We start from the raw sequence: 20,802 nt of genomic DNA, 5'->3' as shown, positions 1-20,802 counted from the left end.
GCTAGTGTGCCGAGAACGCCGTCCATATTGAAAACGTTTCATAGCGCGGATGCGTCGACCGTAGTGAGGGTCACCGCCATGCCAGCGGCCAGCTCCTGGCCCGCGACGCCTATGATCGACTGATGACCGCACGCAACATCCTGATCCTCCTTGACGTTGATGGGGTGCTGAACCCTCGGGTCATCGCCCAGCGCCTGGTACTCGATCCGCCGCGCGCGCACCTCGTGCGACAGCTCGGAGCCCTTGGATCCATTGTGTGGGCGACCACGTGGTCTCCCACCCACACATTTCACCTGACGAAGTACCTCGAACTGTCCTCGGCGACCGAGGGCATTGCCTTTCCACATAACCTGCACTTCGACCCGTCGGCTCCCGCACCGACCGCCAAGTTGCATTGGGTCAGTCGCTGGCTGGCGCGACAAGATCCGGTGCCCGATGCGGTGATCTGGATCGACGACATCCTGCGCCAGGACGCGCGCGACTGGGCCATCGCGCAGGTTCGGCCCACTCTCCTGGTGCAGCCGGATATGACTATCGGCCTCACCGCTCAGCACGTCGACGAGATACGCCGCTTCATCGCCGGTCTCGCACGAACGGATGCCGCAACCTCCACCCCGGCGGACAGCGCACGATGAAGAGCGCACCATCAGTGATCGTGTTCGACGTCAACGAGACACTCTCCGACATGTCCCCGCTGAGCGCTCGGTTCGCCGAGATCGGCGCCCCGGCCCACTTGGCCCAGATCTGGTTCGCCGCCCTCCTCCGAGACGGATTCGCCCTCGCTGCCGCCGGCGGAACCGCAAATTTCTCCGCGATCGGAGCTGAAATTCTGCGTGAAACCCTCAGGGGCGTTCCCCTGACACGCCGGGTCGACGATGCCGTGGCGCACATCTTGAACGGCTTCGACACGCTGAGCCTGCACCCCGACATAGCCGAAGGAGTATCCCGGTTAAAGAGCGCAGGGTTGCGTCTCGTGACCCTTTCCAACGGACCTGCCCAGGTGGCCGAGTCGCTGCTGACGCGCTCCCGGCTGCGCGGCGAATTCGAGGCCGTCCTCACCGTCGAAGACGCCCCGGCGTGGAAGCCGGTTCGAGCGGCTTACGATTACGCCGCGGCGGCCTGCGGAGTTGCACCGGGTGACCTGCTCCTCGTGGCGGTGCACCCCTGGGACCTTCACGGGGCAGCACAGGCCGGCCTCAGCACCGCATGGCTGAACCGCAGCGGCGGCGTCTACCCGAGCTACTTCGCAGCACCGGACCACACGATCAGCGCCCTGGGCGGCCTGGCCGACCTGTTGGAGGGTCAGACCTTGGCCTGACCTCTCACTGCGCGCCGTCGACGAGTTTGAGCCCCACAATGCAGCCGATCAGGCCCACCAGCAGGGCAATCCTCACCCAGGATACGCTCGCGTCACCGCTGATCATCGCCCAGGTCACAGTCAGCGCGGCGCCGATCCCCACCCAGACGGCGTAGGCCGTTCCAATCGGAATCTCCCGCATCGCCCAGGCCAGGCCGGCCATGCTGAGCGCGAGTGCCCCGCCGAAAATCACGGTCGGCCACAATTTGGTGAAGCCCTCGGATTTGCCGAGCGCGGTCGCCCAGACAGCTTCGAGCACTCCGGACGCAATCAAAATGATCCACGACATGACTGATACTCCTTGGCCAGTCTTGTCGCGTTCCGGGTACTGATCCGTCGTCCGGGGCCGCGCATCGCGACCTGCTTCGACTCTAGGCACCGCCACTGGGCAAACCATGTGCAGAACCGCAGGCCCCCCTAAACGGATGCCGCGGCATCCGCTTCGCGTGCCTCCCTGCTGCGCTCGCGCGCCTGCGTTGCCCCTGTCGGTGTGAGAACCGAGTCGTGCACCACGCCGACGTCATCACCCTCAAGGGCGCCAGCTACGGACTCAAAGACAGCGGCATCACCACGCTGCCTTCCGCCAGACCAGAGAACACCACAGAATAGACACACAACGGTGGCCTACTTTTCGAAGAGCGCCAACGGAATATTCTCAAAGAGCGTCGACAAATAAGATGCTCATGACCCTCAGCGAAGGTACGTCGAGGCGGTCATGCAGTGGAATTCGCGGCGGCGAAAGCCAAGCGCGAGGCACACGGTTATGGGCCATCCGGCTAACGGCAGTAGACCAACTGGTAAGACGGCTAATTGTCCCCACCGCCCGTGAGCCGAACCCTGGACGAGACAGAGTGCTCATCAGACGATCCGTATGCGATAAACGAACGACATTCGATCAAACGCGAGAGCGCGCAGGCCCGTCTTCAGACGATGCATCGTGAGAGTTCGCACTCTAGCTAAAGGCGTATGGCCAGTGACGAGGCGAGAAACGCCGAGCCGGTGATCGCCAGCACGGCTCGAGTCGTGTTCGCACGACTCCAACCTGCGTCGAAAGATCGCCACGCGTCAGCGGCGTCCCACTCGGATGGCCTGATCCGGGCCAGCGCGTTGTTCCGCGGCACATTAGAGAGGATTGTCGTGACGAAGGACGCCACTGTTAGGCCTGCGCCGATGAGGCGAACGGGAACTATTCCGGCGCTATCGCCCGGGAACATAGCAATGACGGCTGCCGCGCACGCGGCCAGGGCGCCCCCGAAGAAGACAATCATGAAAGGAGGACGAAGGGCTTTTTCGTTGACTCGTTGCATCACGGCCACGGCCTCAGGGGCCGAACGAAGGCGCAGGGCCGGAGACACGATTGTGGCGAACGTGAAATAGACCCCTCCCGTGACGCCAGCCCCGACCGCCGCTGCGACCGTCACGACGGTGCCGAACAGTTCCGTCACGAGTGAGCCACGGATCTTTCGTGCCACAGGCCCGTTGCGGCAACGCGCCGCGCATAGAGCGCGAAGTCGGTCAAAGGCCGGCCGAGTGCCATTTCCAGGTCCTCGGTCAGCGAAGCATTGCGACCATCGGCCACGTCCTGGACCAAGTCGGCGAGCGGCTCTGCTTCCGAAGCGGGAATGCCGTCCGCCGCGACATCCGCTACGAACTCCGCCGGGGTGCTCGGCTGATAGCAAATTTGTCGCCCGGTCGCATGGGACAGTTCGGCCGCGACGTCGGTCATTGACAGGAGTCGCGGTCCGGTGATCTCGTAGACGCGACCGGCGTGTCCCTTTTCGGTCAGCGCGGCGGTCGCCAGATCGGCCAGGTCATCAAGATCGACGAACGGTTCCCGCGCGGCGCCGGCTGGAAGTACCAGGCGGCCTCGTTGTACCGGCCCGAGTAGGAAATGTTCGCTGAAATTCTGGGCGAACCACGACGACCGCACGATCGTCCAATCGGTGCCGGACTGTTGGATCGCACGCTCGCTGGCGCGTGCGCCCTGTTCGCCGCGGCCCGACAGGAGGACCAACCGGCGCACCTTGTGAGCGCGTGCTCGGTCTGCGAACTGCGCGATGAGGTCCGAGACACCAGGGAAGGCGAGGTCCGGGGAGTAGCAGACATATGCCGCGTAGGTGCCGCTCAGCGCGGCGTCCCAGGTCGAGGGCTGAGCCCAATCAAACGGATGCACGAATCGCCTGGAGGCCACCCGTGTGAGCACGCCGCGAATTCGAAGCCGCTCGGTAATGCGACGGCCGGTGCGGCCGGTACCGCCGAGAACAAGAACTGGTGAATTCGTCATATCCTCAGCCAACACATCATTGAACAGATGTTGAATAGCTGAGCGAGTCGATTACATTCGTGATCGTCTAGTGTGGGGATGTGGACGCACTCACTCATCTCCTCAGCGGCCCGCACGCGCAGCGGGCGTTTGCGTTGCGCGTCGTCATGGACCCACCGTGGTCGATCGATGTTCAGGATCGCGCGCCACTGACTCTCATCGCGATTCTGTCCGGCGAAGCATCTCTGGTCACGGAGCGGGCGCGGGTCAGCCTGAAACCCGGGGATATTGCCATCGTGCGCGGACCGGAACCGTATCGTCTTGCAGACGACCCCGAGCGCGAAGGGCTTGTCGTCATTCACCCCGGTCAAATCTGCACGACCCGGGACGGCAATCACGTCAGCATCAGCATGGCGCAGGGTGTGCGCACCTGGGGAAACTCGCCCACAGGCGCTACGACCATGCTGATTGGTACGTACGAATCTGACGCTCAGATCGGCACGGTAGTCGCTGCGGCACTGCCTGTAGTCGCGGTCGTCCCCGCGGGACACGTCGACGAGGCGCTGCTGCGCCTCCTCCGTGATGAAATCTCCGTTGACGCGCCCGGACAGGGCGGCGCAGTCGACCGCCTCCTCGACGTCCTGCTTGTGCACGCGCTGCGCGGCTGGGCGCGCGAACACCCTGAATCTGCCTCCGGGTGGCTCGCGGCGGGCCGTGATCCTCTCGTGTCCGATGCCCTGAGGCTCCTGCATGAATCACCCGGCGCGCCCTGGACCATCGAATCGCTCGCCCAACACTTATCCGTCTCGCGAGCAACGCTCGCGCACCGTTTTCGCACGTCAGTAGGCGAACCTCCGATGGCATACCTCACCAGCTGGCGGATGCTACTGGCCGGCGAGCTGCTTTCAGACCCGCGTCGGACAACCGCAGACATCGCTCAACTGGTGGGCTACGGTAGCCCCTTCACCCTCAGCACCGCCTTCAAACGCCACCACGGCGTCAGCCCTACCGAATATCGCCGCCATTGACAAACGTCTCTGGCCATACGAGCTGGCTGACCGAAGCGGGCCCTTAAGCCACGCCGATCGAGCACGAGCTGTTGAGGCGGGCGTTGACCCACCCGTAGCTATCGCCCGTGGAACCGACGGATGCGACGGCTTCGGCTTGGGCGAGGCGTTCGGTGTAACGCACGGCTCGATACTGCACCCCGCGGTCTGAGTGGTGGACGAGTTGGGAGAGGTCGCGTCCTTCACTCTCCCGGGTCCAGATCCCCATCTCCAGCACGTCGAGCGCGAGGCGCGTGGGTATGCTGGACAGCTGCCAGCCGACGACCCGACGAGAAAACTCGTCGGTGACGAACGCCGCGTAGACCCAGCCGGAGAACGTGCGGATGTAGGTGATGTCCGCCACCCAAAGGCAATTTGGTGCTGGCGCGGTGAACGCCCGCCGCACCAGGTCGTCGGGGCGGTCGCTGAGCGGCCCTGGAATCGTGGTCCGCGGAGTCCTCGACCGGGTAATGCCGCGCAAGCCCTCGCGGCGCAAGAGCCGTTCAACCGTGCAGCGGGCGACCGGGTGGTCATCGCGTTTGAGCTGAGCGTGGACCTTCCGCACCCCGTAGACGCCGTAGTTCGTCTGGTGCACGTCTCTGATCTTCACCACGGTCACCTCATCCATTTCGATCGTAGTGACGGCGGCCGGCTGATGGCCGCGTAGTACGTCGACGGGGCGATCTACAGTTCCTTGCAGATCGGCTCGACCCCGTAGTCGTGCTTGTTCTGGTCGATGAACGTGGTCATCTGTTGGAGGGGCGGTCGAGCTCCGCCGCGAAGAAAGCCGACGCACTGCGCAGAATGGCATTCGCCCTCCGCAACTCACGGTTCTCTCGCTCCAGCTCGAGCAGCCGGGCGGCGTCATCCGTCGTGGTCCCCGGGCGAACGCCGGCATCGATCTCGGCATGCAAGACCCACCTCCGCAGCGTGTCCGCAGGGACCCCGAATTGCTGCCCAATACGAGCTGACGCCCCTCGAGCAAACGCGCCATCACCGCCGCCCTCCTTACGAGCGGACATCAACAAACGCAGCGCCCGCTCCTTCAACTCCGGCGGATATCTCTTCCCTGTTGGCATAATTCTCAACCTTTCCGGGTGATCAAAAACCTCCATTAAACCCGGGGCGAGACACTGGCGCAGGTCCCCTCACGCGAAGACGATCGAGGTCACTCGCGGCCACTCGAAATGGATCGAGCGCCTTTCGCGTAAGCGTCCACAATAAGCAGCTTTTCGGAATAGGCGTTGAATAAACGTTGACCGCATCAAATCTCGCCGCACCGCCGCTGCTAAAGGATAAATCTTGATCAGATGACGATTTCACAATCAGTGCTGAGACTCGAATCCATTACCCAAGCCAAATCTGGCGATTTTGACCGGTTCGCAGGCGAACAGAATGCCCGATCAGGTGCTGAGTTCTGATTGGTGTGTCAATGTCTTGACACGGGGCTTTACGTCCGTCCATCGTAGGTGCCCATCAAGCCGCACGGCTTTGGCATGTGGCCATCTCCACCGATGGTGCCGTCTAGAGCGTTCAACTGGGTCGACCACCCGCTTCCAGCGGAAGGAGAAGGGCGTCACGGGCCCGCGGTCACGAATGTCGATCTATAGTCACGTTCACGAACCCTGCAATTCGTGCAGCCCGGCCAGACGCAGTTTCCGGTCCTCTGGAAGTGAGTTTTCGGGATGCGATGGGACTGTCACCCGGGGTGGGCGTAGGCGGACGGGGGCCCCGCTCCGCGCCCACCCTCGCCTAATCCGTTTAGTCCTGTGTGCCGTCTTCAAGGGCGACGCCGTTAGTTCGGGCCTGAATGTGGCACTACCTCGTCGACGTGCAGCGCTCCAGGAGGCAGGTCGTGCAGGGAAGGTTGTTAGTTGTTCGCCGCGAACGGTGCCTGGTCTATGAATTTCGCACTGGTCGCGCAATCCACCAGGAGTCCTGCCAGTGCTGCGCGGTGCAAAGTAATGCCGCGCGGCGGGGTTTCAACGCTGATGACGGGTGCCGTATTGGTCTCACCGTCAGTCAAGCGAGGAACCCGAACGAGTGTCCATCGTAATTCACTGTCTCGCCAGATTTCGTATTCCCGTTTCCGGTCCTCTGACGCTTTTCCCGCGAGGGTGCGGGCGAGGGCTCCGATAACACGATCTCGTAGGCCCTTTTGATCGCCCGGCACGTCGAGGCCGCCAACGCTTATCCCGACGAAGCGTGTCACGCCCGAAGTCCTCATCGCGGTAGCGGTGTGTTGAGCGAGCAGGGTGTGGAGGTTCGAATCGCGGCCTCGAGCACCAACGGCAGAAATCACGGCGCCCGCTCCTTCGACAACTCTTGTGACGGCATCCAAATCACGAACATCGCCTTCATGCACAATGACACCGTCTTCAATAAGGGACGCGCCGTTGCGAGCAAGAGCGATGACCTGGTGGCCGCGTTCCGTCGCCTCTCGAAGGACGAGGCGGCCGGTCCGGCCGGTGGCTCCAAGGACTGCGATGTTCATGCGGTGTGCCTCTCGGTCGGCGTGGAAGCAGGATTCCAGACTTGGCGTTCTCTATGTGCAAACTCAGCGAAACCTATGGGGTCACGGCCGAGAACCGGGCGAACCTCATCGGAGAGGTTGGCAGCGAGGCCAAGACGAGCCGTGGTATAAATGGCGGCAGTGACGAGGACCATCCCCCACGGCATCCCCAGAGTGTGGCGTGCGTGCCAAATGTATCGGGCGATACCGGGCCGGGCATAGCGGATGGTGCGGCCGAGTTCTGCGCTCAGAATCAGAGCGATCTGCTCGTAGGTGAGTGCTTCGTTCCCTGTCACCGTCGTAGCGGTGTTGGCGTGGGTCAACGGGTTGAGTAACGCGTCTGCAGCGATGGCGCCGACGTCTTCGGCGTCAACGAAGGCCGTCGCACCGCGCCCAGCAGGAACGACGATCTCATCGCGATCGCGAACATCAGTGAGGTGGGTGGTAGACAGGTTTTGGTGGAAGAACGAGGCACGCACGAACGTCCAGGTGACACCCGAGGTGCGCAGCCACGCTTCGATGGCAGCGTGCGGCACCACCTTGTTTTTTTCTGCCCCCTGAAGCGAGAGAAACACGATCTGTTTCACACCGGACTTTTTGGCAAATTCGAGAGCGGGAAGCATTTGTTTCTTTGGTTTGCCCAGTTGCGGGGGTCGCAGCAGGAACATCCGCTGAATGCCCTCAAACGCAGCTGTCCACGTGGTGTGGTCAGTGAAGTCAAGTGTGACGGCATCCACACGATCGCCGAAAATCTGGGTGACTGACTCGGCAGTGCGCCCGGCGGCTCGCACTCTGCACCCGGCCGCAAGCAGCCGTTCCACCACAACGCGGCCAACGTTGCCAGTCGCGCCGGTCACCAGAATCAGATCAGTTCTCATCCGGATCCCCTATCTGTGTCATAAGCGTGCTCACGATCCTACATGTGTAGAGTACAACTATGTTGCGTGGTGACGAGTGGGACAAGATCGACGCGTCCCTGATCAGGATGCGTCGGCTACTGCAGGGGCCGAAGCAAGTGAACGGGGTGGCCGATCTCTCAGCCGTTCTCGTCGTTGACGCCATTGTTCGTCGTCGTGCTCATGGCGAGCGGACCCGAATCTCAGATATCGCCGGGAACCTCTCGGTGAGGCCCTCCACGGCAAGCCGGCTCGTGGCTGCCACAGAGAATGCCGGCTTCGTTGAGCGTTTACCCGGGCGAGACGATCCACGGAGTGTGAATCTTGATCTCACGCCGACTGGTGAAGAACTCAACGCGACTGCCAAGCAGTTCCGGATCGACTTCCTCCGCCGGGCGGCACCGCGTTGGGACGCGCATACAGTGGCCGTTTTCGCGGACCTGCTTGACGAGTTCTCTCGAGCGGCTGCCGCCGGTCCAGCAGGTGCGGGAGACGCACCTTGAGATGTCCATCACCGTTCAGTCATCACAGGTGCCCACTGAGCCCCACTGCTTGAGCCGGTGGCGTTTCCACCGACGGTGCCGAATTCTGGGGCGTCCAGCTGGGTTGACGTGCAGCCGCCAGCGGGGGAAACGTCACGGCACGGTCGTCATGAATGTCGACCTGTTGTCAGTTCACGGACCTCACAATTCGTGCAGGCCGGCCAGCGGCCGTATGTGGTCCTCAGGTCACAATCTTTTGGACGCGATAGAACTTCCGGCGGCGTAGGCGTCGGCGTAGGGGTGGGTGGACGAGCACACCCGTACCCGCCCACCCACGCTTGAACCAGTTAGTCCTGTGTGCCGTCTTCGACAGCGACGCCGTTGATGTCGTCAGTCGTGTCTTCGGTGTCGGACTCTGTACCGGTTTCCGCGGTCGACTCGGTGCCGGAGTCGTCCGCAGTTTCGCCGTCGACGGTGCCGTCTTCGACCTCGTCCTGAACGTTGTCCGTATCGGTTGAGGAGGTGGGTTCGACACTCGATTGTGACGAGTCTGCGCCGGGCTGAGACCTTGGCCGTGCCCAGGCCGGGATTGTGCTTGGTCGGATCGCCAAAACCGGTCGAAGGCGTGCCCCAGGTTCACCTCCAGCCGGGCGGCATCCGCTGGGTTGTTGGAGCGCGCATCGCGGAGATGCCGTTTGCCATCCCAGCTACGCCTGACCTACAGCACCTATAACGCCGCGTCGTGCGGTGCCGAGGTCGCATTTGCCACGACTATGAGATGCCCGACCGGCTTGCGGCGGCCGTGGGCGTCGCCGAGTGTGATTTCGGTCGCGCGCTATGCGCGCCAGGCGTTGTAGACGTCGGCCAAGGTCTGTGGTCCTCGCTCCACGCGCTGCCGCAATGACCTGGCAGCAAGCACGGAGCATGTTTGCATCGGACTTACCGGCTCGGGTCTGATCCCGGTGATGACGGGCTGGTTCAGGTACATGTAGCCCTTGACTCGCTCCCCGCCCGATACCCATCGGCCCCCGACCGTCTGAATGAGCACCTCTCCGAGGTAGCGAGCGGCACCGTCAATCAGCCAGAGGGTGTCTGCGGAGAAGCGGGCGTATCCCGCAGAGCTGGGGTGGTGGAACCACGAGGGCAGATCTTCGGGAGGCTCGAGCTGATCCGCATCGATTTGAGGTCCGGGTTGGCCCAGGGCTGCCGGTTCGTATCCTGCTCGCCAAGCAAGCTTCGGCTCTACTGCATCCCACACCGGCTCGAGCGAGCCAGGTGAGAACGTCAGTTCGCGGTCGATGGTCGATGCGAACCGGTCGAGTGACATTTGCTGATCGCCGAGAAAGCCGGCGAGGTACTCGGCCGCGTCGGCACTGGTCATCGCGACGAAGTCGGTGTAGGCGGGCATCGAGCGGCTCCTATGCGGGGATATGGATCGTGTACGGGATTTCTAGCTCGTCCAGGAGGTCGAGCACCGGCTTGCTCGGTCCCATAGTCTTCGAGACGGCACTGGCAAAGAAGTGCCAATGAGCCCCCTCAATGTCGCCCTGATCCACGAGGTAAGCATCCGACCTAATCTGCCGCTCAATTGACGGGCTCAGATTAACACGACCCACTTTCGACTCGTGAGCCACGTTGTCAACGAAAACATCGAATCGCCGGAGGAAGTCATTGCAGACCTCGATGCAGTCTTTCGTGGAACGTGCGACTTGTGTGTATTCGCTGCCATCGGTTGTTGGATAGAGCCCGGCCAAGAATGTTTCTCCATCCTTACCCGTGGCGAAGAAGCCAGCTCGGCCACTTTTGACATTGACGTGACCGGGGCGTTTCATGGCCTCAGCGAGACTATCGAGGCCGACCCTCCCCTTCTGAAGTCGGAGAAGCGACTTTTCGCTGGAGCCGGCGGCCCGGAGGTACGCCCAGTTCGGCGTGATCTGCGCAATGGTCGTCACTTTGATGTCGTCCGGAACCCACTTGAGCGCCACGATGGCAGCACCCACAGCGGGGGCAAGCTCGGGGTGACGCAGGACGAACTTCGCGGTTTTGGCGGGGATAGCGGCCGCGTCGCCAACGGCCGGTGCCATGCCGACGACGCTGAAGCCTGCGCCGACCCAGTCAGCATGGATGCCCGACCCGATGGCATCGCGGAGGTCGGCAGCCCCGCCGATCACCCAGCCGACTCCGGGAATGAAGCTGGAGCTTCCGGAGGCAAGATTGCCGGCCAACCAGGCGAGAGAGTCACCCGGAATGATCTCGCCAACGAACGCACCCTGGGCGAACTCCCACGCGTAGGTCGATGGCTCGACCCTTACATCGGCCCATAATGGGTCGAGGCCCTGGCTCTCCTGATTCTTAACTTCGTACCCGTCGTCGAAGCCGTCACCGTCAGTGTCAGCCACATCCGGAGCCGTGCCGAGATACTCGACCTCGCGGCCGTCCTCGACCCCATCGCCATCGCTGTCGCGATCGAACGCATCGAGGGAGAGATCGGCTTCAGCCGCATCGGACAGGTCATCCCCGTCAGTATCGGACATCAGCGGGCTCGAGAAAACCACGAACTCGACGCCCGCGTCAGGGACAGTGACCGCCTGGCCGGCTTCCTCCCCGTCGGTGAGTTTGTCGTCGTCAGTGTCGGGATCCATCGGATCGGTTCGGTAGACCGCGCCCCTCGCGCTCAGCCAGCCGCTCGTCTCGGCCCTGTCATCGAGATCGTCGTCGTCTGAGTCGCCCTTAGTGGGGTTGGAATTGCCCGCATACAGCGTGCTCGCGCCGGGGTCAGAGACCACCCGACCCGCCTCGTCCCCATCGGTGAGCCCGTCGCCGTCCGTATCGGCCGCATGAGGATCAGTGGTAAACGTGTTGCCAACGACCGTGCGCCAGCCGGACGCCTCAACGTGATCTGCCAACCCGTCCCCGTCGGAGTCCGCCTGGCTACTGGCTACGTAGCCGAGGCCGACGACAATGAGGACCACCACCAATGCACTAGCGAGTGACCCTAGGGACCATCGAAGGCGTCGACTCCTCGCCGCCTTGGTGACGTGTTCCCAAGCTGCAACCTTTCGCGGGGCAGGCACGTCGCGTTCACTCACGCTTCGAGATGAACACAGGGCCGCGCGGATCAAGGTTGGAGGTCTGGATCGTCATTAGTCCCATTCGTGTTCGGTTTATCTCACTCTAAGGCGCGACCAACAGTTCGGTTTTGCGAGCGCCGACAACCCCTCCGGCGCTTTCGAATTTGTCTGCTCCCAAAATGGCCCGGAGGCTGGAAGGAAGGCCCGCAGCGCGTCAGCGCATCAGCGCATCAGCGCATCAGCGCATCAGCGCATCAGCGCATCAGCGCATCAGCGCATCAGCGCATCAGCGCATCAGCGCATCAATCGTGCCGAAACCCGCTTCGGCCTGCCTATCGCTCCCCCGCCGACTGCTGCCGTTCGGATTCCTCGGCCTCTACCTTCGCTGCCGTTTCCGCACTTAATCGTAGCCTCGCACGGTAGGCGGCGATCGGCCATTCGACAAGTAGTGCCGCTGCGACACCAAAAAGAACACCCGAGAACAGAAGACTCCATTGTGGGAGGGCCTGGCCCTCCGGGAGGGTCCACCTCGCTATGCCTGTTTCCAGCGCCATCGTCAAGGTGTTTTCTTCCTTGGCTGTGGTCTCCCACTGAACGGCGGCGGTTTCGCGATTCCCGTTGTGGTCAATGATGGGCCATCCGGAGCCGTAGACCACGTTGCCTTCGACCAACTCCGGCGGAGTAGCACTATCGAACTGTTCCGTGACTGGCGCGGTCAAGACTGCTCTTGCAGTCGACAAGGCCGACGCCTCGATGAGTTCACCTTCGGTACCGGAGTAGCCCACTAACGGTGTCCGGGCGATCCGTTGACCAGCTCGTGAGTCAGTCCATCTTCCCTCCGGAATCCCGCTTAACCAGGCTGACCCGACCACACGAATGACTTGACGTTTACGGTCTCCAATTTTTTCACGTTCTGTAGCGTGGCAGGCGGCCTCATCACCAGAGCTTCTGACATCCTGAACCCCGGTCCCGTCAACATTTTTAGCGGTCCCCTCTAGCGCGGTGAGCTGAGCGCCGCAGTAAAGGATGAGTGTGAACTCAGGGTTAGGGAGACCCGCAGCGCTCGACCCGTTTGCTCGGATTTCTGCAAACCCGCTGGACGCCATAACCCACGAGAACCAGACGATGACATCCCGTTGCGGAGCAACCCCTGTCTCACCGTCGACGCCAGTCTGGGCAATCTCGATATCCCAGCCAAGGACGCCGGGGGGATCCACCTTTGCGGAAGCCGTCCCTTGCGCACCGAACCATACCCCCGCGGCGACGAGCGCGGCGATGAGGAGCCACTCGAGCGCGGCCAGCCGTAGCCGTGCCGCCCCCGCCGATTGGACCATGATGTCCCACCTTCGTTGGTTCACCATAGCGGTCAGATAGCGAATTCGATAGGTCGTCAGTCTGCGGGATTCCAATCGAACGAACGCGGGCGGTCGGCACCCTTCACTACCAAGGCACGGTGCAGGGCCCAAACTTTAGCGCTGTCCCGTTTTTTCCGCCAGCAGGGCCAGCAGGGCCAGCAAACGGATTCCACAACGAGCGATACATAAGAGCTACCTAACCCAAAAAAAGACCGATAAAGGCTGCAAAATAGTAGCGTTTATTTGTCCGCGTGGCACCCTGCCCTTCATTGGGAGCACCGGCAATTTTCGCTCAACGTGGGCCAGTAGGCGAACGCTTTCGGAAGAATGCTCTTCGGGATGCGACGACAATACCAGCTGATTTCGGCCCCGTCGGGACTACCAGAGTGCGCGCTTCGTGAAGTCGCTCCGCCTATGGGCAGATATGTTGTGATCATGAGCTCACGAGATACTTTGACTGGGAGGGAACCACCAAACCGTCCCACACACGGCCGCTGAACCAGTCAGGCGATCTGGTAGGTTTCCTCGCCGATCACGACTTCCACTTTGAGCCGGCCGCCGACTGCTTCAACGTACTTTCGGAGCGTGTCGACTTGGGTTCGTTCGCTGTCACCGTGCTCGATGCGGGAGATCCGGTTCTGAGTGACGTGCAGCAACGCCGCACGTTCAACCTGGGTGAGGTCGTTCGCTTCGCGGAGCTCACGGAGCCGATAGGCACGCACCTCGTCGAGCATCCGTTTTTTGTGTGCGTCGACAGGGGCCCGATCGACCGGGCGCCGGGCGAGCATGTCGTCAAGGCTGGTCATAGTCTCGGTCTCTTCTCGTTGAGTAGAACATCGTGATTCTCAGGGTGTATTACATCTACGGTCTACGGAAGATCGTGTGGTTCGTGCCTATCCATTGCAGAAAGCGTATTCGGGACGGTCGCGGTCTCGAACGTCCTTGGCGCAATCTGTGGACGGTCCTCGTCGAGTGAGCCCTGCAAGTACTCTCGACCCGCGTAAAGCATCGCCGTGATGGTCTTGCCCCAGGCGCTGCGGCGTCTCCACCGCGACGCGAGCACAAATAGAATCGAGCTTCTGCGCCGAAGACTCCGGAGCCACACCAAATGGCTTCGCGCCGACGATGCCGTACCGGTCTAGGTAGGCCGAGACCGCGCATCCGTCTTGGTGCCACGCGGGCGGCGGCCGACCCGCGCGGCGCAGTACTCAGGGCTCGAGTCCACGGCTCCCCAGCGAGCAACGCTGGGTTGAGGCTGGGGCTCCGTCTCACCGCCGGAGGGCGAAGCGTTCGACCCCGAAGGGTTCCTGCGCAGCAACGGCACCCTGTACCTGCTCGCAACCGGCGAGGGATGGAACAGCTCGGCCGCACGCGTGTCGGCGTTCGTCGAGGACCTCGTCGAAACCGCTCGCCGCATCGCCGCCCGAAGCGCCGGTGCGCGACTGGACCCGCCCTTGCTCCTCGCGCTCGACGAGATCGGCAACCTCGCACAACTCCCCTCACTCCCCACGCTGATGGCGGAAGGCGGCGGCACCGGCATCACCACCATGCCCGTACTGCAGCCCCTCGCCCAAGCGCGCACCGAGTCGGAGTCGCCGGGCAGATGCGTACGCCGACTCGTGACTCGCGAGAGACGCAAATCGGCTGAACGACGACGTGCTCCAACGTTTGAGGTGGCGTCCACCCTCCCGAACATGCGGTGGGTCTCGCGACCGGGCTACGGACATCCGCTAGCTGCCTCAGCCTGGCGTGAGGACGCAGAACTCGTTGCCCTCGGGGTCGGTAAGTACAACCCATGGCACGTCACCCTGCCCAATGTCAGCTTCGGCCGCGCCCAGAGTGCGCAACCGGGCCACCTCCGCTGCCTGGTCGTCACGGAAGTACGGTCGCAGGTCGAGATGAACGCGGGTCCAGACGGTGATATCCGGCACACGAACGAACTCCAGGTACGGACCGACCCCCGCAGACGACCGCAGCCGCGCCATATCGTCGGACACCTCGTGCAGAGTCCAGTCCATTGCTGCGTTCCAGAACAGGGCCATCGCCCGCGGTTCCGCACAGCTGACAACAACAGCGGCGATCGACCCGGTGTCGGCGTACATCGCTCGTGGCTCCAAGACGCAAAACACGTTGCCCTCCGGGTCGGCCAGAACCGTCCACGGGACGTCACCCTGGCCAATATCAGCGGATGTTGCGCCCAACACCTTCAGGCGCGCCACCAATTCCACCTGATGGGCTATGGAGCTGGTGGCGAGGTCAAGATGTACGCGGTATTTGACCGATTCCGGTTCCGGGACGGAGACCACATCGACGCAGACGGCCGCCGGGTCCGGCAATACAAGTCCGCGGGGTTCGACGTTCGTCACGCCCGGTCCTTCGCTGGACACGCCCCAGCCGAGGGCATCCGCCCAGAAGCGACCGAGCGCCGAATCATCCCAAGCCTTGAAATTCACCTGAACCAGTCGAAGTGTCATGGCGTCCAAGCCTATTCAGGGAAAGGACCTCATACTAGATGGCGCCGGCGTAGAGCCAATCAGGTTTCGAACGGGAACTCGATGCGCAGGTCGGCCGTCTAATCATTGCGGCGCGAAAGAAGTACGTGGCAGCACGGCCAACGGTGACACGGCGAACCTCCTGATGAACGCGGATCACGACGGCCCGGTCACATCACAAGAAGACCAGTCCCAGGATATTTCACACTCAACAATCGCTGTCTGATTGCAGAGTGTCGCAACCACAACAGTCGATCACCGACAGCGGCGGTACCTGCTTGCAGGTGCGCGTCGGCCGGGCACACTTCCTCGACGAAGCCAACGGCAGCTTCACTCTGAACCGACCCTTCACGACCTGGTACCCCAGAGCGCCCTGTGGTGACAAAATGCTCCTACCAAGTTCGCCGAGCGGACGTCACAGAAATATCTCAGATCCTTCTTGGGCAGGGTGGCTACACATGACGACGTTTGGTATCGAGGAAGAATATTTCCTTGTCAATCCAGCGACGCTGCAACCAGAAAGCATCGCGGCCTTCGTTCTGCGTGACCTCACGCTGAGCGAGACCCGTAGCGGGTCTATCACCCACGAATCTCTCGCCTCCCAGCTCGAGCGCTCCACGGCGGTCTTCACAGATCTGGAGTCAGCAGAGGCCGATCTGTCTCGATTCCGCACAGATTTAGCCTCGACCGCACGACGTCAGGGGGCACTGGCGGGCGGCACAGGAACACCATTCGACGCGTTCGCTTCGCCAAGACTCACCGAAACACCGCGATACCAGACCGTCGCAGGAGAACTTCGCGGCCTCGCGTTGGACCATCAGATCAGCGGAACCCACGTGCATGTTGCCGTTCCCAGCCGAGAAGCGGGCGTTCACGCGCTCAATCGCGCACGATGACATCGATCTGTCGATTCATCTGGGCCCGCAGGCCACCATCCGGTTCAATCGAAATCTCCAAATGGGGATTTCGTCTCGCCCGCTTTCGGCGCCCCCGGGAGAGATGTGCATTCGAATTCAGCGAGGAGTTCATTCTCTTGCGATCCATTGGCCGCAGGAATCACCGCTGCGACGACACGTCCATCGGGCAGGCCGCCTGTGGCGCAAACGCCTCGCTTCCCTCCCTTTTCCACCTCGGAAAGTGAGCACCCCGGCACCTTTAGGGTCAAAGGTTTTGAGTCGTCGTCTCAACAAGTCAGTCTGAGAAGCTTCCCTGTCGGCGGTCGCGGTCATTCGCTGTGCCAATCTCCTGCCAACATGGAGCGCCCAGCGCATCTACGGGCTACCGGCATCCGTCGTGCCACCGTTCTGGCATCGACACCCCGAACTCGTCTGGGAGCTCTCCGTCCTGGATCTGCACCGGCTCGGCGCCTATGACCTCGACCAGCACGGCTCCGCCCCGCTCGGCTGGCATCGCGATTTCGCGGATGCCCGCCAGCGGCTTCGCGACTGGGTAGCAATCTCGGTCACGCGACTGGAGCGCGACTGGCCTACTCGGCAAACCGCTTGACCGGGCGAACCGCCAGCTGAGGGAGTCGAGGATGTCGCCATCGGTGACCGCGACGAGGACTTCGTGCAGTTCGTCGTCGACGACGTCGAGAAATGTCGGGCGGCCCAGGCAGCCTTGGACGCTCGAGCCGATCCTCATTCTCGATCGCGGAACCTGCACGAGGTTGTAGCCGATATGAGGGTGACCGGCTCTTGAGGCTGGGGCCTGCGTTCAGGTATACGTGGGTTACCAGCCCGGCAGGGCTGGCCTATCCATAGCTGAATTCTGGAGGCCCCAGTTGAGTGATTATCGTACTTTCGTTGGCCTGGATGTGCACGCCCGAACTATCGTCGGCAGCGCCTTGGACGCGACGACCGGTGAAGTTCTGCGACACCGGTTCGGGTGTGATTTATCGGAGGTGGTCGCGTGGACTCGGTCGTTGCCGGGTCCGCAGATCGCGACGTATGAGGCCGGTCCGACCGGGTTCGGCCTCTACCGTCGGTTGCTGGAATCAGGAACCGCGTGTGTCGTCGCAGCCCCGTCGAAACTGCAACGACCCAGCGGTGACCGGGTCAGGACCGATGCCCGCGACGCGTTCCATCTGATGCGGCTGCTGCATCTGGACGAGATCACCGCCGTGACTGTCCCCAGCGTCGAGGAAGAAACCGCCCGCGACTTGGTGCGTTCCCGCGAGGACACCCGTCAGGACTTGATGGGTGTCCGGCACCGACTCTCCAGGCTGCTCCTGCGGCACGGCTTCGTCTATGACGACGGCGCCGCGTGGACTCAGAAACATGACCGCTGCTTGCGCGAGCACCGCGGTGGCGACCTCGCGTTCATGACCGCGTTCGACGCGAACGATGAGACCGTCGTTCAGGCTGTCGCGCGGCGTGACCGGCTGGACAAAGCCATCACGGCGATGGCTGAGGACTCACCGTTCACTCCGATGGTGAACAGGCTGGGCTGCCTGCGCGGGATCTCAACGTTGACCGGGTTCGCGTTAGCGGTGGAGATCACAGACTGGCACCGCTTCACCGGCAGCACGATCGGTGCGTATTTGGCCTTGGTGCCCTCGGAGTATTCGTCGGGCCAGTCCCGGCAGCTGGGCGGCATCACCAAGACCGGCAACACGCATGCGCGCAGGCTGCTCGTCGAGGCAGCGTGGCATCATCGCCGGGACTACCGGCCGTCGCCGAGCTCGGTGTTGCAGGCGCGGTGGGACAAGGCTCCGGTCGCGGCCCAACTGCGCGGCCAGGCCGGTAACGAGCGGTTGCACCACCAGTGGGTGGCGTTCACCGCCCGGAAGAAGCGTCCCGTCGTCGCCAACGTTGCGTCGCCCGCGAGTTGGCGGGCTGGTGCTGGTCCCTCGCGGTGATGGACACCTAAACTTCCAGACCCCTGATCGTCCCGGACCGAAGTGGCGACGAACACGATGGCGCGATCCGCTTTGCGGCTATGAGCAGCCCGACCCCGGGTGACGCCCGACTCTAGACCAGCGGCTCCACTCCTGCCGAACACTTCGCCCTGCGGTATTCAACCCGCGTATATCAGCCTGACCGTGATGTCGACAGCGATCAGCTTCCGAAGCACCCGAGATTCAGTCTCTCGAGTTCTGGGTGGGAGTGGGAAAAAGCGCCCCACTCCCACCCAGAACTCGAACAACAACATAACGGGCGCCGCTCAAAAATGCCCTCTTGACAAATACCCCCACATATCAGCCGCCCAAACTCCCACTGGCCTCATTCGCCTTGACGGTGATGATGGAACTAGGCCGTGGAATGGTGTGACTCCAACCTTGACTGACGCTTCTTGAAGCTGTCCTTAATTTGATTCGTCCACCGTTCCGCGGCTTGTATCAAACGCATTCGCCAGGCGGACATGACCTAATAGGAGCTTGACCAAGAAGTCCCATCACCGTCTTGTCTGCCCACCTGGCGAACGCGAGTCCACCCTGTTACTCGAGCGTCAGAGGAGCTATTCCCATCATGACAACCGACGACATCAGCGTCATCGCCGGCATCGACACCCACGCCGACACCCATCACGTCGCCATCATCACCAATTACGGCAAACACCTTGCCGATAAGAAGTTTCTGGCCGTGGGATCCGGCTACCGCGAAATCGCCGAATACATCACCCGGTACGGACCGGTGATCGCTGTCGGCGTCGAAGGAACAGGGTCCTACGGTGCTGAATTAACCCGGGTCCTGATCCACGAGGGCTTCGAGGTAAAAGAGGTCAACCGACCCAATCGCCAAGCCCGACGCATCCACGGCAAGTCCGATCCGCTAGACGCCTATCAGGCCGGCGAATCTGTCCTCGCCCAGCGCGGCACCTCCACACCAAAAACCCGCGACGGTAACGTCGAAGCCCTCCGGGTGCTGCGCACCGCGCGCACCAGCGCGATGACGGCACGCACCGCGGTACTAACGCAGATCAACGCCATACTGACATCGGCCCCAGAGAGTATCCGGGCCAAATATCGGGGCAAGACCAGCGAATCCCGTGCCAAAAGCATGGCCACCTCGCGCCCGACCGGAGACATCACAGACCCCCTCGTCGCGACCGCCGTCACGCTCAAACGCATGGCCGCCCGCCATGCCTACCTCACCACCAAGATCGATAACTGCGACGCCGAGCTCGCCCGCATTATCGCCGAGCACGCCCCAGCCTTAACCCTGATCAAAGGTGTCGGCACCGCCGTAGCCTCCCAACTGCTGGTCACTATCGGCGACAACCCCGAGCGCCTGACCACAGAAGCCCAATTCGCCGCATTAGCCGGCGTCGCACCGATCCCTGCGTCATCGGGCAAAACGACACGGCACCGGCTCTCCCGCGGTGGCGACCGCGCCGCGAACTCCGCGATTCACCGCATCGTTCCAGTGCGCATGGCGAAGGACCAACGCACCCAGGATTACGTCGTCAAACGCACCAGCCAGGGCAAAGGCAAGAAGGAGATCATGCGCTGCCTCAAGCGCTACGTCGCCCGCGAAATATACCGCGTCCTGCAAAACCCACGGCCCGGCCTGCTCACCAACGACCTCCGTCCACGGCGCCTCGCATTGCACCTCACCCAGACCGCAGTAGCACTCGAACTGAGCGCCTGGCCCAAAGCCATCTCGCGAATTGAACGCGGCGCCACCCAAGATCGAGTCCTATCTGAGCGCTACCGCGCATGGCTCAGTGAACAACCGAAAGTCAGCGCTTGACAACAATAGGAGCATCAAATTCCGTGCTCTGGGCCAGCAGGAGTAAGGTCATGACGAGCCCGGATCCAGCCGCCGCAGCTGGTGCCCAATTGGTAAGCAGCCCCAAGCCGCCGAGAATTATCAGCGCCCCGCCTCGGACGTAAAACATTCGCTCGCGAAAGGCCCAGGCAAACGGAACAAAATGCAGGCCAACAATCAGGGCGATCACGGCAGGTCGGAGCTCAGCTCTACCTATGACCATCAGCCATTCAGTACCAACTCTGATGAGGCCGAGCTCACCAACGACGCAGAGCAGATAAACCCCGATCGCCCACGGCTTCGGCGACATGGTTTCGCCGAGCCATTGGGGCCGGACGAAAAGAAACCAGAGGGTACCTAGAACGACGACGACGACGACGGAGATCTTCGCCACATCGATGAATTGTTCCCCGAAACCGTCAGCGTACGAAAATACGAACACGCATGCGCCGATAAGGCCGGCCAGTGCACCGACCCTCCGAGGATCGGCGAATCGAGAAGGAGTGAATCCTCGGCCCAACGATGTCCTGCGCTGCATTGCTCGAGTCTAGGACTTTCGCCACACGGCCCTTGGCAATCAACGCACTCGAACATCACGGTGCCGCAAGTGTTGCAT

The 20,802-nt window shown here is 62.4% G+C and carries 21 protein-coding genes, 2 pseudogenes, 1 riboswitch and 1 other annotated feature; of the genes and pseudogenes, 9 read left to right on the top strand and 14 right to left on the bottom strand.

Translation table 11 applies throughout. The annotated features are described in order from the left end of the window. The first annotated feature begins 122 nt into the window (after positions 1 to 122). Complete coding sequence (locus E3O25_RS00725) at positions 123 to 635, top strand: HAD domain-containing protein (protein ID WP_134360224.1); 513 nt, start codon at positions 123 to 125, stop codon at positions 633 to 635. Then, complete coding sequence (locus E3O25_RS00720) at positions 632 to 1,318, top strand: haloacid dehalogenase type II (protein ID WP_092108085.1); 687 nt, start codon at positions 632 to 634, stop codon at positions 1,316 to 1,318. The genes E3O25_RS00725 and E3O25_RS00720 overlap by 4 nt, the downstream gene beginning before the upstream one ends. Before the next feature lie 4 nt (positions 1,319 to 1,322). Here the strand turns inward: E3O25_RS00720 and E3O25_RS00715 are convergent, their stop codons facing one another. The 3 genes from E3O25_RS00715 to E3O25_RS00705 all read right to left on the bottom strand — a co-directional run bounded on the left by E3O25_RS00715 (position 1,323) and on the right by E3O25_RS00705 (position 3,641). Then, positions 1,323 to 1,646, bottom strand: a complete 324-nt coding sequence (locus E3O25_RS00715; protein ID WP_092108087.1) for a multidrug efflux SMR transporter — start codon at positions 1,644 to 1,646, stop codon at positions 1,323 to 1,325. 11 nt (positions 1,647 to 1,657) lie between these two features. After that, a riboswitch (guanidine-III (ykkC-III) riboswitch) is annotated at positions 1,658 to 1,721 on the bottom strand. Between the two features lie 592 nt (positions 1,722 to 2,313). Further along, positions 2,314 to 2,802: a DUF1772 domain-containing protein gene (locus E3O25_RS00710; RefSeq protein WP_166787828.1), complete on the bottom strand. Its 489-nt coding sequence runs from the start codon at positions 2,800 to 2,802 to the stop codon at positions 2,314 to 2,316. Further along, positions 2,799 to 3,641, bottom strand: coding sequence for an NAD(P)H-binding protein (locus tag E3O25_RS00705; protein WP_134360223.1), 843 nt, complete (start codon positions 3,639 to 3,641; stop codon positions 2,799 to 2,801). Before E3O25_RS00705 ends, E3O25_RS00710 begins: the two co-directional genes overlap by 4 nt. An 80-nt stretch (positions 3,642 to 3,721) precedes the next feature. On the opposite strand from E3O25_RS00705, the gene E3O25_RS00700 reads away from it, so the two are divergent. Then, positions 3,722 to 4,648 carry an AraC family transcriptional regulator gene (locus E3O25_RS00700; protein WP_092108094.1) on the top strand — a complete coding sequence of 309 codons (927 nt, stop codon included), beginning with the start codon at positions 3,722 to 3,724 and terminating at the stop codon, positions 4,646 to 4,648. Between the two features lie 43 nt (positions 4,649 to 4,691). Here the strand turns inward: E3O25_RS00700 and E3O25_RS00695 are convergent, their stop codons facing one another. From E3O25_RS00695 to E3O25_RS00680, 4 genes are all read right to left on the bottom strand, one after another. After that, entirely contained in the window at positions 4,692 to 5,294 is a 603-nt protein-coding gene (locus E3O25_RS00695) for an IS3 family transposase (RefSeq protein ID WP_166787827.1), read from the bottom strand. A gap of 47 nt (positions 5,295 to 5,341) precedes the next feature. After that, positions 5,342 to 5,455 (bottom strand) — a sequence feature (AL1L pseudoknot). Continuing rightward, positions 5,413 to 5,688 (bottom strand): transposase, encoded by a 276-nt coding sequence (locus E3O25_RS17655; protein ID WP_255576049.1) that lies wholly within the window; start codon positions 5,686 to 5,688, stop codon positions 5,413 to 5,415. It overlaps the preceding feature by 43 nt. A gap of 848 nt (positions 5,689 to 6,536) precedes the next feature. Beyond that, positions 6,537 to 7,160 (bottom strand): NAD(P)-dependent oxidoreductase, encoded by a 624-nt coding sequence (locus E3O25_RS00685; protein ID WP_092108098.1) that lies wholly within the window; start codon positions 7,158 to 7,160, stop codon positions 6,537 to 6,539. Then, positions 7,157 to 8,056: an NmrA family NAD(P)-binding protein gene (locus E3O25_RS00680; RefSeq protein ID WP_092108100.1), complete on the bottom strand. Its 900-nt coding sequence runs from the start codon at positions 8,054 to 8,056 to the stop codon at positions 7,157 to 7,159. Before E3O25_RS00680 ends, E3O25_RS00685 begins: the two co-directional genes overlap by 4 nt. Before the next feature lie 59 nt (positions 8,057 to 8,115). On the opposite strand from E3O25_RS00680, the gene E3O25_RS00675 reads away from it, so the two are divergent. Beyond that, entirely contained in the window at positions 8,116 to 8,577 is a 462-nt protein-coding gene (locus E3O25_RS00675; RefSeq protein ID WP_134360220.1) for a MarR family winged helix-turn-helix transcriptional regulator, read from the top strand. 326 nt (positions 8,578 to 8,903) lie between these two features. On the opposite strand, the gene E3O25_RS00670 is transcribed toward E3O25_RS00675, so the two are convergent. From E3O25_RS00670 to E3O25_RS00650, 5 genes are all read right to left on the bottom strand, one after another. Beyond that, a complete protein-coding gene (locus tag E3O25_RS00670) occupies positions 8,904 to 9,167 on the bottom strand; it encodes a hypothetical protein (RefSeq protein ID WP_092108105.1) in 264 nt (87 codons plus the stop codon). Between the two features lie 224 nt (positions 9,168 to 9,391). Beyond that, a complete protein-coding gene (locus E3O25_RS00665; protein WP_092108107.1) occupies positions 9,392 to 9,964 on the bottom strand; it encodes a hypothetical protein in 573 nt (190 codons plus the stop codon). A gap of 10 nt (positions 9,965 to 9,974) precedes the next feature. Then, positions 9,975 to 11,531, bottom strand: a complete 1,557-nt coding sequence (locus tag E3O25_RS00660) for a hypothetical protein (RefSeq protein ID WP_134360219.1) — start codon at positions 11,529 to 11,531, stop codon at positions 9,975 to 9,977. Positions 11,532 to 11,959: 428 nt separating this feature from the next. Next, positions 11,960 to 12,961: a hypothetical protein gene (locus E3O25_RS16830; RefSeq protein ID WP_166805933.1), complete on the bottom strand. Its 1,002-nt coding sequence runs from the start codon at positions 12,959 to 12,961 to the stop codon at positions 11,960 to 11,962. A 524-nt stretch (positions 12,962 to 13,485) separates the two neighbouring features. Beyond that, positions 13,486 to 13,788 carry an XRE family transcriptional regulator gene (locus E3O25_RS00650; protein ID WP_134360217.1) on the bottom strand — a complete coding sequence of 101 codons (303 nt, stop codon included), beginning with the start codon at positions 13,786 to 13,788 and terminating at the stop codon, positions 13,486 to 13,488. A 456-nt stretch (positions 13,789 to 14,244) separates the two neighbouring features. Between E3O25_RS00650 and E3O25_RS00645 the strand changes: the two are divergent. After that, positions 14,245 to 14,562 (top strand): annotated as a pseudogene (locus E3O25_RS00645) (TraM recognition domain-containing protein); the annotation flags it as partial. A gap of 159 nt (positions 14,563 to 14,721) precedes the next feature. Here the strand turns inward: E3O25_RS00645 and E3O25_RS00640 are convergent. After that, complete coding sequence (locus E3O25_RS00640; RefSeq protein WP_134360216.1) at positions 14,722 to 15,456, bottom strand: VOC family protein; 735 nt, start codon at positions 15,454 to 15,456, stop codon at positions 14,722 to 14,724. A 476-nt stretch (positions 15,457 to 15,932) separates the two neighbouring features. On the opposite strand from E3O25_RS00640, the gene E3O25_RS00635 reads away from it, so the two are divergent. From E3O25_RS00635 to E3O25_RS00620, 4 genes and pseudogenes are all read left to right on the top strand, one after another. Further along, entirely contained in the window at positions 15,933 to 16,370 is a 438-nt protein-coding gene (locus E3O25_RS00635) for a glutamate-cysteine ligase family protein (RefSeq protein ID WP_166805932.1), read from the top strand. 376 nt (positions 16,371 to 16,746) lie between these two features. Beyond that, positions 16,747 to 17,175, top strand: a pseudogene (locus tag E3O25_RS17290) (hypothetical protein); the annotation flags it as partial. Positions 17,176 to 17,200: 25 nt separating this feature from the next. Continuing rightward, the gene (locus E3O25_RS00625; protein ID WP_241988460.1) at positions 17,201 to 18,334 is read left to right on the top strand and encodes an IS110 family transposase; all 1,134 of its coding nucleotides are present in this window, start codon (positions 17,201 to 17,203) and stop codon (positions 18,332 to 18,334) included. A 610-nt stretch (positions 18,335 to 18,944) separates the two neighbouring features. Continuing rightward, entirely contained in the window at positions 18,945 to 20,168 is a 1,224-nt protein-coding gene (locus E3O25_RS00620; RefSeq protein ID WP_134360214.1) for an IS110 family transposase, read from the top strand. On the opposite strand, the gene E3O25_RS00615 is transcribed toward E3O25_RS00620, so the two are convergent. Next, positions 20,158 to 20,724 (bottom strand): hypothetical protein, encoded by a 567-nt coding sequence (locus tag E3O25_RS00615; RefSeq protein ID WP_134360213.1) that lies wholly within the window; start codon positions 20,722 to 20,724, stop codon positions 20,158 to 20,160. The genes E3O25_RS00620 and E3O25_RS00615 overlap by 11 nt on opposite strands. Positions 20,725 to 20,802: the final 78 nt, after the last annotated feature.

Source organism: Cryobacterium sp. TMT1-3 (assembly GCF_004402315.1).
GTDB classification, from domain to species: Bacteria; Actinomycetota; Actinomycetes; order Actinomycetales; family Microbacteriaceae; genus Cryobacterium; species Cryobacterium luteum.
Note: the sequence above shows the minus strand (reverse complement) of the source record. Positions and strands in the feature narration are given on the sequence as shown.

What these genes read in the sequence shown, in the direction of transcription:
- E3O25_RS00635 (WP_166805932.1), top strand. Translation starts at nt 15,933, where the DNA reads ATGACGACGTTTGGTATCGAGGAAGAATATTTCCTTGTCAATCCAGCG.
- E3O25_RS00615 (WP_134360213.1), bottom strand. Translation starts at nt 20,724, where the DNA reads ATGCAGCGCAGGACATCGTTGGGCCGAGGATTCACTCCTTCTCGATTC.
- E3O25_RS17655 (WP_255576049.1), bottom strand. Translation starts at nt 5,688, where the DNA reads ATGTCCGCTCGTAAGGAGGGCGGCGGTGATGGCGCGTTTGCTCGAGGG.
- E3O25_RS00640 (WP_134360216.1), bottom strand. Translation starts at nt 15,456, where the DNA reads ATGACACTTCGACTGGTTCAGGTGAATTTCAAGGCTTGGGATGATTCG.
- E3O25_RS00665 (WP_092108107.1), bottom strand. Translation starts at nt 9,964, where the DNA reads ATGCCCGCCTACACCGACTTCGTCGCGATGACCAGTGCCGACGCGGCC.
- E3O25_RS00705 (WP_134360223.1), bottom strand. Translation starts at nt 3,641, where the DNA reads ATGACGAATTCACCAGTTCTTGTTCTCGGCGGTACCGGCCGCACCGGC.
- E3O25_RS00695 (WP_166787827.1), bottom strand. Translation starts at nt 5,294, where the DNA reads ATGGATGAGGTGACCGTGGTGAAGATCAGAGACGTGCACCAGACGAAC.
- E3O25_RS00725 (WP_134360224.1), top strand. Translation starts at nt 123, where the DNA reads ATGACCGCACGCAACATCCTGATCCTCCTTGACGTTGATGGGGTGCTG.
- E3O25_RS00650 (WP_134360217.1), bottom strand. Translation starts at nt 13,788, where the DNA reads ATGACCAGCCTTGACGACATGCTCGCCCGGCGCCCGGTCGATCGGGCC.
- E3O25_RS00685 (WP_092108098.1), bottom strand. Translation starts at nt 7,160, where the DNA reads ATGAACATCGCAGTCCTTGGAGCCACCGGCCGGACCGGCCGCCTCGTC.
- E3O25_RS00675 (WP_134360220.1), top strand. Translation starts at nt 8,116, where the DNA reads ATGTTGCGTGGTGACGAGTGGGACAAGATCGACGCGTCCCTGATCAGG.
- E3O25_RS00620 (WP_134360214.1), top strand. Translation starts at nt 18,945, where the DNA reads ATGACAACCGACGACATCAGCGTCATCGCCGGCATCGACACCCACGCC.
- E3O25_RS16830 (WP_166805933.1), bottom strand. Translation starts at nt 12,961, where the DNA reads ATGGTCCAATCGGCGGGGGCGGCACGGCTACGGCTGGCCGCGCTCGAG.
- E3O25_RS00720 (WP_092108085.1), top strand. Translation starts at nt 632, where the DNA reads ATGAAGAGCGCACCATCAGTGATCGTGTTCGACGTCAACGAGACACTC.
- E3O25_RS00680 (WP_092108100.1), bottom strand. Translation starts at nt 8,056, where the DNA reads ATGAGAACTGATCTGATTCTGGTGACCGGCGCGACTGGCAACGTTGGC.
- E3O25_RS00715 (WP_092108087.1), bottom strand. Translation starts at nt 1,646, where the DNA reads ATGTCGTGGATCATTTTGATTGCGTCCGGAGTGCTCGAAGCTGTCTGG.